Consider the following 13,895-nt stretch of genomic DNA (forward strand, 5'->3'; position numbering starts at 1 on the left):
AATACTATGAGTCTGAATTTCCTTGATTTCGAACAGCCGATTGCTGAGCTGGAAGCGAAAATCGATTCTCTGACAGCGGTAAGCCGTCAGGATGAAAAACTGGATATTAACATCGATGAAGAAGTGCATCGTCTGCGTGAGAAAAGCGTAGAACTGACGCGCAAAATCTTTGCCGATCTCGGCGCATGGCAGATCGCCCAGCTGGCGCGTCATCCACAGCGTCCGTACACCCTGGATTATGTCCGCCTGGCGTTTGACGAATTTGACGAACTGGCAGGCGATCGCGCTTACGCTGACGACAAAGCTATCGTCGGCGGCATCGCACGTCTGGACGGGCGCCCGGTGATGATCATTGGTCATCAGAAAGGCCGTGAAACCAAAGAGAAAATTCGTCGTAACTTTGGTATGCCGGCACCAGAAGGCTATCGTAAAGCCCTGCGTCTGATGGAGATGGCTGAGCGTTTCAAGATGCCAATCATCACCTTCATCGACACCCCGGGTGCGTATCCTGGCGTGGGCGCGGAAGAGCGTGGCCAGTCAGAAGCCATCGCGCGTAACCTTCGCGAGATGTCTCGCCTGAAGGTGCCGGTCATCTGTACCGTTATCGGTGAAGGGGGTTCCGGTGGTGCGCTGGCGATTGGCGTGGGCGATAAAGTGAATATGCTGCAGTACAGCACCTATTCCGTTATCTCCCCGGAAGGTTGTGCCTCTATTCTGTGGAAGAGCGCCGATAAAGCGCCTCTGGCTGCAGAAGCGATGGGCATCATTGCCCCACGTCTGAAAGAGCTGAAGCTGATCGACTCCGTGATCCCTGAACCTCTGGGTGGCGCGCATCGTAAGCCGGAAGTGATGGCGGCTTCCCTGAAAGCGCAGCTGCTGGCAGACCTGGCGGACCTGGATGTCCTGAGCACAGAAGATCTACTCAACCGTCGTTACCAGCGTCTGATGACCTACGGTTACGCGTAAGCTTCACAATTATCCTAAAAGCCGCACATTGTTGCGGCTTTTTTTATGCCTGCCGTTTACCTTAACTATGCTTAGCTAATGTTTTTCAAGGAGGTAAACCGTGAACATCATCGCCATTATGGGGCCGCACGGCGTCTTTTATAAAGACGAGCCCATTAAGGAGCTGGAGCACGCCCTTCAGTCCCGCGGGTACCAGTTGATTTGGCCGCACAATAGCGCCGACCTGCTGAAATTTATCGAGCACAACCCTCGCATCTGTGGCGTGATCTTCGACTGGGACGAGTACGACATGGAGTTGTGCAGCGATATCAATAAGCTGAACGAATATCTCCCGCTGTACGCTTTTATTAATACCCACTCGACAATGGACGTGAGCGCTCATGATATGCGAATGGCGCTGTGGTTCTTTGAATACTCACTCGGTGTCGCGGAAGATATTGCGACCCGTATTCAGCAGTACACCGGTGAATATCTCGATAACATCACGCCACCGTTTACCCGCGCGCTGTTTACTTACGTCAAAGAAGGCAAATACACCTTCTGCACGCCAGGCCATATGGCCGGGACGGCCTATCAAAAAAGCCCGGTGGGTTGTTTGTTCTATGATTTCTTCGGGGGCAACACGCTTAAAGCGGACGTGTCGATTTCCGTCACAGAACTTGGATCGCTGCTCGATCACACCGGACCGCACCTGGAAGCTGAAGAATACATTGCCCGGACTTTTGGTGCCGAGCAGAGTTATATGGTGACCAACGGCACCTCGACATCAAACAAAATCGTCGGAATGTACGCCGCACCCGCCGGCAGCACCTTGCTGATTGACCGTAACTGCCACAAGTCGCTGGCTCATCTGCTGATGATGAGCGATGTTGTACCGTTATGGCTCTCCCCGACGCGAAACGCGCTTGGGATCCTCGGCGGGATCCCGCGTCGTGAATTTAGCCACGCCGCGATTGAACATAAGGTCGCGGCGATCCCGGGGGCAAGCTGGCCGATCCACGCGGTCATCACTAACTCCACCTATGACGGTCTGCTCTATAACACCAACTGGATTAAGCAGGCGCTGGATGTGCCGTCGATCCACTTTGACTCCGCGTGGGTGCCATACACCAACTTTCATCCGATTTACGCGGGAAAAAGCGGCATGAGCGGTGAGCGCGTGCCGGGCAAAGTGTTTTTCGAAACGCAGTCGACGCACAAAATGCTGGCCGCGTTTTCTCAGGCCTCGCTTATTCACATCAAAGGCGAGTACGACGAAGAGACGTTTAACGAAGCCTTTATGATGCACACCACCACCTCGCCAAGCTATCCGCTGGTGGCCTCTATTGAAACGGCGGCGGCAATGCTGCGCGGGAATCCGGGCAAGCGTCTGATCAATCGGTCTGTAGAGCGGGCGCTGCATTTCCGTAAAGAAGTTCAGCGGCTGAAAGATGAAGCGGACGGCTGGTTCTTCGATATCTGGCAACCCGAAGAGATTGATGAGGCCGAGTGCTGGCCTGTCTCACCCGGCGAGAGCTGGCACGGTTTTCGCGATGCCGACGCCGACCATATGTTCCTCGACCCGGTGAAGGTAACGATCCTGACGCCGGGGATGGACGAACAGGGCACGATGAGTGACGAAGGCATTCCTGCTGCTCTGGTGGCAAAATTCCTTGATGAACGTGGCGTAGTGGTGGAGAAAACCGGCCCTTATAACCTCTTGTTCCTGTTCAGTATTGGGATTGATAAAACCCGTGCGATGGGCTTATTGCGCGGACTGATGGAGTTTAAGCGCGCTTACGATCTCAACCTGCGGGTGAAAAATATGCTGCCGGATCTTTATGCTGAAGATCCTGACTTCTACCGCAATATGCGCATTCAGGATCTGGCCCAGGGGATCCATCGGCTGATCCGTCAGCACGATCTGCCGCGCCTGATGCTGCAGGCGTTTGACGTGCTACCGGAGATGAAGTTGACCCCACACAAGGCCTGGCAACGTCAGGTGAAAGGGGAGGTTGAAACCGTTGAGCTGGAAAATCTGGTCGGGCGCGTGTCGGCTAACATGATCCTGCCTTATCCGCCGGGCGTACCGTTGTTGATGCCGGGGGAGATGATCACCGAAGAGAGTCGGGCGGTGCTCGATTTTCTGCTGATGCTCTGCTCAGTGGGGCGCCACTATCCAGGCTTTGAGACTGATATTCACGGGGCGAAGCGCGATGAGCAAGGGGGTTACTGGGTGCGAGTCCTAAAATAAGGGCGACAGCTTGCCAGGCCCGGGTTGTCGGTTGTAACGTTCAGGCATCATAAAAAGGAGAAGCTATGCTGGGTTTAAAACAGGTTCACCATATTGCGATCATTGCCACCGATTACGCAAAAAGTAAGGCCTTCTACTGCGATATTCTGGGCTTTACGTTGTTAAGCGAGGCTTACCGTGAGGAGCGTGACTCCTGGAAAGGCGATCTCGCTTTAAACGGGCAATATGTGATTGAGCTGTTCTCTTTTCCTTTTCCGCCAGCACGTCCGTCCCGCCCGGAAGCCTGCGGCCTGCGCCACCTTGCCTTTAGCGTCGACGACATTGATCGCGCCGTAAAACATCTGGAGACCCACGGCGTGAAGTGCGAAGCGATTCGTATCGATCCGTTCACCGACAAGCGTTTTACCTTTTTCAACGATCCGGATGGCCTTCCGCTGGAGCTTTACCAGCAGTAATTTCCACCCTGTGTGATAATGCCCGCTCAGTTCGGGCATTTTTATGTGTGATTTTCTATGACCCTACCCGCGATTGCTCAAGCCGTTTCACCGTACCGCCAGCTGCTGGTGGGGTTTAGCGGTGGCCTGGATTCCACCGTTCTGCTCCACCGTCTCAAACTCTGGCGTGACAACGAGCCTGATATTCAGCTTCGGGCGATGCACATTCATCACGGGTTAAGCCCGCACGCGGATGCGTGGGTGGCACACTGCGAGGCGGTGTGTGCAGCATGGACGATCCCGCTGACTGTTGAACGTGTACATCTCCATGATGAGGGGCTGGGCATTGAGGCGCAGGCGCGTAAAGCACGCTATGCCGCTTTTGCCGCTGAATTACAGCCTGACGAAGCGCTGGTCACGGCGCAGCATCTCGATGACCAGTGCGAGACGTTATTACTGGCCCTCAAACGAGGAAGCGGCCCGGCGGGGTTATCCGCGATGCCAGAACGGGCTGATTTCGCCGGATCGCACCTCCTTCGCCCACTGCTTGGCGAGACGCGAGCCTCGCTGGAAACGTGGGCACGGGAACACGGGCTGAGCTGGATTGAAGATGAAAGCAACCAGGATGACCGCTATGACCGTAACTTCCTGCGTCTGCGTGTCGTACCGCTTCTGAGCGAGCGCTGGCCGCACTTTGCAGAAGCGGCAGCACGCAGCGCCATGCTGTGCGCTGAACAGGAGAGTCTGCTGGATGAGCTGCTGAGCGAAGAGCTGGCGGAACTGATTACCGCGCAGGGATCGCTTACCATCGCACCGCTGGAAGCGATGAGCCCGGCGCGTCGGGCCGCATTGTTACGACGCTGGCTGGCCTCTCACGGTGCCGCTATGCCGTCGCGGGCAATGCTGGCTCGTCTCTGGGATGAAGTCGCCCTGGCACGGGAAGATGCTACGCCGTGTGTGCACCTGAACGGTTTCGACGTCAGACGCTATAAAGGGGCGCTCTGGTGGGTTAAATCATCCCCCTCGCTCGCCGACAGGGTGCTTGACTGGCCGTCGCTTGCGGAACCGCTACTGTTGCCCTGTGATGCCGGTCGTGTGTCTTTGGTGCCAACCGGCCATGTGCGTCTGCCTGAACCCGGGGAGCCGGTCACCGTGCGCTTTAAGGCGGGCGGTCTGCTGCATATTGTCGGGCGCAACGGAGGGCGGAAGCTGAAGAAAATCTGGCAGGAGAGCAATGTGCCGCCCTGGCGACGCGATACCACGCCGCTACTTTTCTACGGTGAAACGCTGATTGCTGCTGCGGGGGTATTCATTACGCAAGAGGGGTGGGCAGAAACGGGCGTGCAGTTTGAGTGGAAAGCGTAACGGGCAGCCGGGCTGCCCGTTAGTGTCATCAGGATTCGCTCACCACAACGGTGCCGATTTGCGGGTGGCTGAAGCTGGCAATTTTGTCCAGACGTAGCTCACGCGTCGCCCCGGCATCTTCCACTATCAGATATTCCACATTCTTTCGCGAAACCAGGTCGCTGGCTTTTGCCTTCAACACTTCGCCATCTTTTAGCTCCAGCGTCAGTATTAAATGATGCTGGCAGGCGAGTTCGAGGTTGTCATAGTCATCACAATTGATGGGTTGATAAGTTTCATTCATTGACATAATCGCTCACCAGTAAATTCGCCGCAGCATACGCTGCTTTTTCCCTGACCGATTCTGAAAGGCCCTCATCAGAGGCCACTTCATTAAGCACTTTCAATACACAGCCCAACGCGTCCGGGACATACCCCAGATCTCCGCTGGCGATTTCCGCATACCGTTTGCGAATTAACTCACAATAATTATTCACATCCCCTCCCGCCAGCGCACTGACTTACTGTGAGATATCATTAAGCCTACGAAGATAAACTCGGTTTAGCAAGGTGACTATACCATACTCATTTAAGCAATATCAGCGCCTTGATAGCCGGTGAATGTTCACCCAGGAACAGCCTTTTTATTCCTTTTTCGCTACAATGTGCGCCTGATTCGAAAGGAGTTCTCTCATGGCGCTGAAAGCGACAATTTATAAAGCTGTGGTCAATGTGGCAGATCTTGACCGCAACCAGTTCCTGGATGCGTCACTCACTCTGGCACGCCACCCCTCTGAAACCCAGGAGCGCATGATGCTGCGCCTGCTGGCGTGGATAAAGTATGCTGACGAGCGTCTGCAATTTAGCCGGGGCTTAAGCGCTGAGGACGAGCCAGAGGCCTGGCTGCACAACGATCATCTGGGTATCGATTTATGGATTGAACTCGGTCTGCCGGATGAGCGTCGCATTAAAAAGGCCTGCACGCAGTCCGCTAACGTGGCGTTATTCGCGTATAATCAACGTGCTGCGGAAATCTGGTGGCAGCAAAGCAAGAGCAAGTGCGGGCAGTTTGCCAACCTTACCGTCTGGTATCTGGACGATGAGCAGCTGGCGAAGCTCAGCGAGTTTGCCAGCCGGACGATGGTCCTGCAGGCCACAATTCAGGACGGTGCTATCTGGCTTTCTGATTCTCAGAATAATCTGGAAATTCATTTGACGGCGTGGCAGCCAGCGCCATGATTGTCTTGTCCCGAAACGTTAGTATCCCTGACAATGAGCTGGAGATCACCGCCATCCGTGCTCAGGGGGCGGGTGGACAGCACGTTAACAAGGCTTCAACGGCTATCCATTTGCGCTTTGACATTCGGGCCTCCAGCCTGCCAGAGTATTACAAAGAAAGCCTGCTCGCTGCCAGCCATCACCTGATCACCAGTGATGGCGTGATTGTGATTAAAGCGCAGGAGTACCGCAGCCAGGAGTTGAACCGCGAAGCGGCGATTGCCAGACTGGTGTCGATGATTAAAGAATTAACGGCAGTGCAAAAAAGCCGTCGGGCAACGCGACCGACCCGCGCATCGAAAGAGCGTCGGCTATCGTCGAAGGCCCAAAAATCCACAGTGAAAGCACTACGCGGTAAAGTTCGTCGCCCTACGGAGTGACGAAAAGGAACACAATTTCATAAGGAATTCATTGTGAAAAAAGCATTATTGTCAGCGCTGGCAGTGAGTACGCTGTTTGCGCTTTTCGGGTGTAACAACCGTTCTGAAACGCAGGTCGTGCAGCCTGCGCAGAATGAAGAGTTAAAACCAATGCAGCAGAGCTGGCGCGGCGTTTTACCGTGTGCCGACTGCGAGGGCATTGAAACGTCACTGTTCCTGCAGAAAGACGGTACCTGGGTTATGAACCAGCGTTATCAGGGGGCGAAAGAACCATCTTCCTTTGCGTCCTACGGGACATGGGCGCGTACGGCTGAGAAGCTGGTACTGACGGATACCACCGGTGAGAAAACCTATTTCCGCGCCAAAGGTGAAGGGATGGAGATGCTCGACCGCGAAGGCAATCCGATTGAGTCCCAGTTCAACTATACGCTGGCCCCGGTGAAAGCGGCCCTGCCTGCAACGCCAATGCCAATGCGTGGGATGTATTTCTATATGGCGGATGCGGCGATCTTTACCGACTGCGCCACCGGCAAGAAAATCAGCGTGGCGAACAATGCGCAGCTGGAGCGTGATTACGCTGTTGCGCGCGGCAATGACAGCAAGCCTGTCCTGCTGACGGTAGATGGTCACTTTACGCTGGAGCCGAACCCGGACAGCGGAGAGCTGGTGAAAACGCTGGTGACAGATAAAGACGCGAAGTTTGTTGCGGGCAAAGACTGTAACAGCAAATAAGCCGATATCGGCCCATTAAAAAACCCCGCCTGAGCGGGGTTTTTTGTTGAACGTTAACCTTTGATGGCTTTCACCAGGTAATCAAGAATGTCGCCAGTCTTGATCATCTGCTTTTCACCACTGCGACGGTATTTGTATTCAATGTCGTCGCTGTCGAGGTTACGGTCGCCGATGACTACGGTGTGCGGGATACCGATCAGTTCCATATCGGCAAACATCACGCCTGGACGCTCTTTACGGTCATCCATCAGCACTTCGATACCCTGAGCGCGCAGCTCGGAGTAAAGTTTTTCGGCCAGCTCCTGCACACGGTAAGACTTGTGCATGTTCATTGGCAGAATAGCCACCTGGAACGGGGCGATATTGTCTGGCCAGACGATGCCACGTTCGTCGTAGTTTTGCTCAATGGCGGCTGCAACCACACGCGTCACACCGATACCGTAGCAACCCATGGTCAGGATCTGGTTGCGGCCATCTTCCCCCTGAACGGCGGCATTCAGCGCGCGGGAATATTTATCCCCCAGCTGGAAGATGTGGCCCACTTCGATACCGCGTTTGATCATCAGGGTGCCCTGGCCGTCCGGGCTCGGATCGCCTGCCACCACGTTACGGATATCAGCCACTTCCGGCGTCGCGACATCGCGATCCCAGTTGATGCCGAAGTAATGTTTACCGTCGATGTTAGCGCCAGCGGCGAAGTCGCTCATTGCGGCTACCGTACGGTCAATAACCACCGGAACCGGCATATCCACCGGGCCCAGAGAGCCTGGACCTGCATTCACGACGGCACGGATTTCCGCTTCCGTTGCGAACGTCAGCGGGCTGGCAACCTGAGGCAGCTTCTCAGCTTTCACTTCGTTCAGTTCGTGATCGCCACGCACCAGCAGGGCAACCAGCGGGTACGCGCTACCTTCGGTGGATTTCACCAGCAGGGTTTTTACCGTTTTTTCGACGGGCAGGTTGAACTGCTCAACCAGCTCAGCAATGGTTTTTGCGTGAGGTGTATCAACCAGCTTCATCTCTTCCGTTGCAGCAGCACGTGGCGCTTTAGGGGCCAGCGCTTCTGCAAACTCGATGTTCGCGGCGTAATCAGAAGAGTCAGAGAAGATCACATCGTCTTCACCGCTCTGAGCCAGAACCTGGAACTCATGAGACGCGCTTCCGCCGATAGAACCGGTATCAGCCTGCACAGCACGGAAATCCAGACCCATACGGGAGAAGATTTTGCTGTAAGCCTCGTACATTTTGTCGTAGGTCTCTTGCAGCGATTCCTGAGACGTATGGAAAGAGTAAGCATCTTTCATCAGGAATTCGCGTGAGCGCATGACGCCGAAACGTGGGCGAACTTCATCACGGAACTTGGTCTGGATCTGGAAGAAGTTCAGCGGCAGCTGTTTGTAAGAGCTCAGCTCATTACGAATCAGGTCGGTAATGACTTCTTCATGCGTTGGGCCGAGGACGAATGGACGCTCGCCACGATCAACGAAACGCAGCAGCTCAGGGCCATATTGCTCCCAACGGCCGCTCTCCTGCCACAGGTCAGCGGGCTGAACCACAGGCATGGACACCTCGATAGCACCGGCGTTGTTCATCTCTTCACGCACGATGTTTTCGACTTTTTTCAGGACGCGCACGCCGGTCGGCAGCCAGGTATATAACCCGGAGGCCAGCTTGCGGATCATCCCGGCGCGCAGCATCAGCTGATGGCTGATCACTTCGGCGTCGGCAGGCGTCTCCTTCAGAGTGGAGAGCAGATATTGGCTAGTACGCATGTTGTTACGGTTCCATTTCGACGATTGGAACAGGCTGAAACACCAGCCTGAGACAAAAAAAGTGGTTTAGTTTACCAGTGTGGCAAAGATGCCAAAAGAGAGGAGGACAAAATTACCTGGGTTCAAGGGCAAACACTTCAAAACCTGCCCCGGTCACGCGCCAGCGAACGTTAAAATCCAGCAGCCAGACGGCGTAGGTTTTCCCGGCGTCCTCTTCTTTACGATAGGCCGGACGGGGGTCCTGAGCCAGCACTTCGGTGATAAAGTCACGAAGGCGGGGATAGCGTGTTTCCAACTGCTCAAGCTGCGTGGTTATCTCAGCCGTGAAGTGAACAGGCATATCTGCCTGCGGTGCTTCCTGGGCATAGCTTGCGCGGGCGTCGGGTAACGCTTCGGCAAAGGGGAGATACGGCTTGATATCGATAACCGGCGTGCCATCAACCAGGTCAAGGCTGCCTAACTCCAGTATGACCTGATCCTTTTGACAGCGTATACCTTTCAGTTCGACCAGCGACATCCCGACAGGGTTTGGACGGAAGGTTGAGCGCGTCGCAAACACCCCCATCCTGGCGTTGCCTCCCAGGCGAGGAGGGCGTACGGTCGGACGCCAGCCACCTTCCATCGTCTGGTGAAACACAAACACAACCCATAAGTGGCTGAATGCTTCGAGCCCGCGTACGGCATCGGCCTGATTGTAGGGCGCGATCAAGTGAAGCTCGCCACCGCTGGTGACCAGACCTGGCTGGCGTGGCACGGCGAACTTCTCTTTATAGGGAGAGCGAATAACGCCTATCTGTTCGAACTGAAATGAACTCATTTCGCCGTAATGTTCAGCGCCGAGCCGATGCAAACCGCCTGACGGTAGCAACCCGGTGTTCCACTGGTCACTTCGCAGCTATGCAGCAGAACCGCGTTGGCTTTCATTTTTGCCGCGTTGATCTGCATGCGTTTACGCGCTGTTGGGATATTCGGTGGAGAGTCCTGATTGGTAGCCTGACAGGATTCGCCGCTTACTTCACCCAGTTCACGGAAAGGTTTACCCACGAGTTCGTCAGCTTTGGTAATAATGCGAACCGGCGCAGGGCGAGGCGCTTTCGGTTTTACGGGTTCTGCTTTTGGCGGGGTTGCCGTGCTTTGGACAGGTTCAACAGGAGATCTGCTTAGCATAGAACAGCCGCTCAGCATGAGTGCTAAAAGACAGATCGGTAAAGCACGCATAATAATTCCTCAATGGATAATCAAAACGTCAGATATTGAATCAGTTGACTGCACAAATGACAAGACGGGCATAAGCCCGTCTTGATGATATTACACTGAGGTGAGATTACCAGCCCTTAACAGCGCCGCCGTTAAACACTTTGTTGGCTTCCTGGTAAACTTCGTCAGACTGATAAGCCTGTACGAACTTCTTCACGTTTTCCGCATCTTTGTTGTCTTCGCGAGTCACGATCAGGTTTACATACGGGGAGTCTTTGTCTTCAACGAAGATACCGTCTTTCGCTGGCGTCAGGCCAATCTGGCTGGCGTACGTGGTGTTGATAACGGCCAGGGCAATCTGCGCGTCGTCGAGAGAACGTGGCAGCTGTGGGGCTTCCAGCTCAACAATTTTCAGATTTTTCGGATTCTCGGTGACATCCAGAACGGTTGGCAGCAGGCCAACACCGTCTTTCAGCTTAATCAGGCCCACTTTCTGCAGCAGCAGCAGGGAACGGCCAAGGTTGGTTGGGTCGTTAGGGACGGCAACCTGAGAGCCTGGCTGCAGTTCGTCCAGAGATTTAATTTTCTTGGAGTAACCGGCAATAGGGTAAACAAAGGTGTTACCCACACCCACCAGTTTATAGCCGCGATCCTTGATCTGCTGATCCAGGTAAGGTTTGTGCTGGAAGGCGTTGGCGTCGATATCGCCTTTGCTCAGCGCTTCGTTCGGCAGAACGTAATCGTTAAAGGTCACCAGCTCAACGTCCAGACCATACTTCTCTTTCGCGACTTTCTGCGCGACTTCAGCAACCTGCTGTTCTGCACCCACGATAACGCCCACTTTGATGTGGTTTGGATCTTTTTCGTCCTGACCGCAACCCACCAGTGCCAGAGAGCCGATCAGCGCGCCTACCGCTGCAAAGGTCTTTAATTTAAACGCCATGTTATATCCTTAACTCGTCGAGTTTGTGTTGTGTGTAACGTTATTTGTGAGTAACAGTCCGGACGATGCGATCGCCAGAGAACTGGATTAAGTAAACCAGCACAACCAGCAATACCAGAACGGTATTCATTACGGTAGCGTTATAACCAATATAGCCGTACTGGTAGCCAATCTGGCCTAAACCGCCGGCGCCAACGGCACCGCCCATCGCGGAATAACCCACCAGAGTAATCAACGTAATGGTTGCCGCGTTAACCAGCCCTGGCAGCGCTTCAGGCAGCAGGACTTTACGCACGATCTGCATTGGCGTTGCCCCCATCGCGCGGGAAGCCTCGATCAAACCGGTCGGGATTTCCAGCAGGGCGTTTTCCACCATACGGGCGATAAACGGCGCAGCTCCCACGGTCAGCGGAACGATAGCTGCCTGCAAACCGATAGACGTTCCCACGATCACACGGGTAAATGGAATCATCCACACCAGCAGAATAATGAACGGGATAGAACGGAAGATATTCACCAGTGCAGACAGGGTGCGATACAGCTTCGCGTTCTCAATGATTTGTCCCGGGCGCGTCACATACAGCAGCACGCCGACCGGCAGACCAATCACAAAACCAAAGAAGCCTGATACAAAGGTCATTGCCAGCGTTTCCCAAACGCCGCGAACCAGCAGCCACATCATCGGCTCAGACATAACCCAGTACCTCTACTTTTACGTGATGTTCTTGCAGCCAGGCAATTGCCGCCTGGGTTTCTGCTTGTGTGCCGTGCATTTCCGTCAGCATGATGCCGAACTTCACGCCACCGGCGTAATCCATTTGCGCGCTGATGATGTTGTTATTCACATTAAAGCGGCGCGCGGTTTCGGACAGCAGCGGTGCATCGACGGACTGGCCAGTGAACTCCATACGCAGCATCGGGACGCTGTCAGCGGTCGATTCTGTTTTTAAACGCTCCAGATAATCTTCCGGAATATCCAGGTGCAGCGTGGACTGAATAAACTGTTGTGCCAGTGGTGTTTTCGGATGGGAAAACACTTCGCTGACCGTGTCTTGCTCAATCAACTCACCGTTGCTGATTACCGCGACGCAATCACAGATGCGTTTCACCACGTCCATTTCATGTGTAATAAGGAGAATGGTCAGGCCGAGGCGACGGTTGATGTCCTTCAGCAGCTCCAGAATGGAACGCGTAGTGGCGGGATCTAATGCGCTGGTGGCTTCATCGCACAGCAGCACTTTCGGGTTGCTTGCCAGCGCGCGGGCAATGGCCACACGCTGCTTTTGTCCGCCGGACAGGTTTGCCGGGTAGCTATCGTGTTTATCACCCAGACCGACGAGATCCAGCAGTTCGGTTACGCGACGCTTAACTTCTTCTTTTGGCGTGTTGTCCAGTTCCAGCGGTAAGGCAACGTTGCCAAACACCGTACGGGAGGCCAGCAGGTTAAAGTGCTGGAAGATCATGCCAATCTGGCGGCGTGCTTTCGTCAGTTCTTTCTCTGAAAGGGCGGTCAGTTCCTGCCCGCCTACTTCTACACGACCCTGGGTTGGGCGCTCAAGCAGGTTAACACAACGGATCAGCGTACTTTTACCTGCACCCGATGCGCCAATGACGCCATAAATTTGACCAGCAGGAACATGCAGGCTGACATTGTTCAGCGCCTGAATGGTTCGGTTCCCCTGCTGGAACACTTTGGTGATATTGGAAAGTTTAATCATTAGATTATTTTTATCGTATGTAAGTTAGCCGTGGCATTTTCTTCTGCCAGATACGGGTGATGACCGTAAACAAAACGGATGTTAAGGCATCCAGACGTCTAAATCAATCCAACTCTGTACGATGAGCACTTTATTGCGCTGCGATTCATGAGATACTAGCTGTACATGCCTTTTTCAGGAGCAAACCGGTGGCAAAATCAGTACCCGCAATTTTTCTCGATCGTGATGGCACTATTAATGTGGATCACGGTTATGTCCACGAAATTGATGAGTTCGAGTTTATCGAGGGCGTTATCGATGCTATGCGCCAGCTGAAAGAGATGGGCTATGCGCTGGTGGTCGTGACCAACCAGTCCGGCATCGCACGTGGAAAATTCACCGAGGCGCAATTCGAGACGCTGACGGAATGGATGGACTGGTCGCTGGCTGACCGCGGTGTCGAACTTGATGGCATTTACTATTGCCCGCACCACCCGCAGGGAACTGTAGAAGAGTTTCGCCAGACGTGTGATTGCCGCAAGCCGCATCCGGGAATGTTTATCTCTGCGCAGGAATTCCTGCATATCGATATGGCTGCTTCTTATATGGTGGGCGATAAACTGGAAGATATGCAGGCAGCAACCGCCGCAGGTGTGGGGACTAAAATACTTGTGCGCACCGGCAAACCTGTGACGCCTGAAGCAGAGAGTGCCGCGGATTGGGTGATTAATAGCCTGGCAGATCTGCCAAAAGAGATTAAAAAGCACCAAAAATAGCCTTTTTGGTGAAAAGGTGAGCGGTCAAAATAAAAATGCATATTTCCGCTTGTCATTCCTCGGCGGCACCCTATAATGCGCCTCCATCGACACGGCAGATGTGAATCACTTCACAGTTAACCCGGTCGGTTGAAGAGAAAAAA

At 54.2% G+C, this 13,895-nt stretch carries 16 protein-coding genes; 8 read left to right on the plus strand and 8 right to left on the minus strand.

What is annotated here, in order from left to right; genetic code table 11:
• Nucleotides 1–6: 6 nt before the first annotated feature.
• The 4 genes from accA to tilS all read left to right on the plus strand — a co-directional run bounded on the left by accA (nt 7) and on the right by tilS (nt 4,998).
• Nucleotides 7–966, plus strand: coding sequence for an acetyl-CoA carboxylase carboxyl transferase subunit alpha (gene accA, locus JTA15_RS21600; RefSeq protein ID WP_014168716.1), 960 nt, complete (start codon nt 7–9; stop codon nt 964–966).
• Nucleotides 967–1,066: 100 nt separating this feature from the next.
• Nucleotides 1,067–3,199, plus strand: coding sequence for a lysine decarboxylase LdcC (locus JTA15_RS21605; RefSeq protein ID WP_219372709.1), 2,133 nt, complete (start codon nt 1,067–1,069; stop codon nt 3,197–3,199).
• Between the two features lie 65 nt (nt 3,200–3,264).
• Complete coding sequence (locus JTA15_RS21610; RefSeq protein ID WP_014168718.1) at nt 3,265–3,654, plus strand: VOC family protein; 390 nt, start codon at nt 3,265–3,267, stop codon at nt 3,652–3,654.
• A 57-nt stretch (nt 3,655–3,711) separates the two neighbouring features.
• Complete coding sequence (tilS, locus tag JTA15_RS21615) at nt 3,712–4,998, plus strand: tRNA lysidine(34) synthetase TilS (RefSeq protein ID WP_040018669.1); 1,287 nt, start codon at nt 3,712–3,714, stop codon at nt 4,996–4,998.
• Nucleotides 4,999–5,026: 28 nt separating this feature from the next.
• On the opposite strand, the gene rof is transcribed toward tilS, so the two are convergent.
• Both rof and JTA15_RS21625 read right to left on the minus strand, forming a co-directional pair.
• On the minus strand, nt 5,027–5,287 hold the full coding sequence (gene rof / locus JTA15_RS21620) for a Rho-binding antiterminator (RefSeq protein WP_014168720.1): 261 nt from the start codon (nt 5,285–5,287) through the stop codon (nt 5,027–5,029).
• Nucleotides 5,274–5,474, minus strand: coding sequence for a YaeP family protein (locus JTA15_RS21625; RefSeq protein WP_014168721.1), 201 nt, complete (start codon nt 5,472–5,474; stop codon nt 5,274–5,276). Before JTA15_RS21625 ends, rof begins: the two co-directional genes overlap by 14 nt.
• 196 nt (nt 5,475–5,670) lie before the next feature.
• Here JTA15_RS21625 and JTA15_RS21630 point away from each other — a divergent pair, with 196 nt between their 5' ends.
• Genes JTA15_RS21630 through nlpE form a run of 3 tightly spaced genes read left to right on the plus strand, consistent with a single transcriptional unit; the run spans nt 5,671 to nt 7,367 of the window.
• Entirely contained in the window at nt 5,671–6,216 is a 546-nt protein-coding gene (locus JTA15_RS21630) for a YaeQ family protein (protein WP_014168722.1), read from the plus strand.
• On the plus strand, nt 6,213–6,635 hold the full coding sequence (gene arfB / locus JTA15_RS21635) for an alternative ribosome rescue aminoacyl-tRNA hydrolase ArfB (RefSeq protein WP_020882624.1): 423 nt from the start codon (nt 6,213–6,215) through the stop codon (nt 6,633–6,635). The genes JTA15_RS21630 and arfB overlap by 4 nt, the downstream gene beginning before the upstream one ends.
• Nucleotides 6,636–6,668: 33 nt before the next feature.
• Nucleotides 6,669–7,367 carry an envelope stress response activation lipoprotein NlpE gene (gene nlpE, locus JTA15_RS21640; protein ID WP_032681625.1) on the plus strand — a complete coding sequence of 233 codons (699 nt, stop codon included), beginning with the start codon at nt 6,669–6,671 and terminating at the stop codon, nt 7,365–7,367.
• A gap of 53 nt (nt 7,368–7,420) precedes the next feature.
• Here nlpE and proS read toward each other — a convergent pair whose 3' ends face one another.
• From proS to metN, 6 genes are all read right to left on the minus strand, one after another.
• Complete coding sequence (proS, locus tag JTA15_RS21645; RefSeq protein WP_032681624.1) at nt 7,421–9,139, minus strand: proline--tRNA ligase; 1,719 nt, start codon at nt 9,137–9,139, stop codon at nt 7,421–7,423.
• A 112-nt stretch (nt 9,140–9,251) separates the two neighbouring features.
• Nucleotides 9,252–9,956 carry a tRNA (N6-threonylcarbamoyladenosine(37)-N6)-methyltransferase TrmO gene (gene tsaA / locus JTA15_RS21650; protein WP_047743467.1) on the minus strand — a complete coding sequence of 235 codons (705 nt, stop codon included), beginning with the start codon at nt 9,954–9,956 and terminating at the stop codon, nt 9,252–9,254.
• Nucleotides 9,953–10,357, minus strand: coding sequence for an Rcs stress response system protein RcsF (gene rcsF, locus JTA15_RS21655; protein ID WP_014168727.1), 405 nt, complete (start codon nt 10,355–10,357; stop codon nt 9,953–9,955). The genes tsaA and rcsF overlap by 4 nt, the downstream gene beginning before the upstream one ends.
• Nucleotides 10,358–10,463: 106 nt before the next feature.
• Nucleotides 10,464–11,279 carry a methionine ABC transporter substrate-binding lipoprotein MetQ gene (gene metQ, locus JTA15_RS21660; protein WP_014168729.1) on the minus strand — a complete coding sequence of 272 codons (816 nt, stop codon included), beginning with the start codon at nt 11,277–11,279 and terminating at the stop codon, nt 10,464–10,466.
• 40 nt (nt 11,280–11,319) lie between these two features.
• Nucleotides 11,320–11,973, minus strand: a complete 654-nt coding sequence (locus tag JTA15_RS21665; protein ID WP_014168730.1) for a methionine ABC transporter permease MetI — start codon at nt 11,971–11,973, stop codon at nt 11,320–11,322.
• Nucleotides 11,966–12,997, minus strand: a complete 1,032-nt coding sequence (metN, locus tag JTA15_RS21670; protein WP_014168731.1) for a methionine ABC transporter ATP-binding protein MetN — start codon at nt 12,995–12,997, stop codon at nt 11,966–11,968. The genes JTA15_RS21665 and metN overlap by 8 nt, the downstream gene beginning before the upstream one ends.
• A gap of 188 nt (nt 12,998–13,185) precedes the next feature.
• On the opposite strand from metN, the gene gmhB reads away from it, so the two are divergent.
• On the plus strand, nt 13,186–13,752 hold the full coding sequence (gmhB, locus tag JTA15_RS21675; RefSeq protein ID WP_059306864.1) for a D-glycero-beta-D-manno-heptose 1,7-bisphosphate 7-phosphatase: 567 nt from the start codon (nt 13,186–13,188) through the stop codon (nt 13,750–13,752).
• The last annotated feature ends 143 nt before the right edge of the window (nt 13,753–13,895 follow it).

It is taken from the genome of Enterobacter sp. BIDMC 29 (genome assembly GCF_019378755.1).
Classification (GTDB): domain Bacteria; phylum Pseudomonadota; class Gammaproteobacteria; order Enterobacterales; family Enterobacteriaceae; genus Enterobacter; species Enterobacter ludwigii.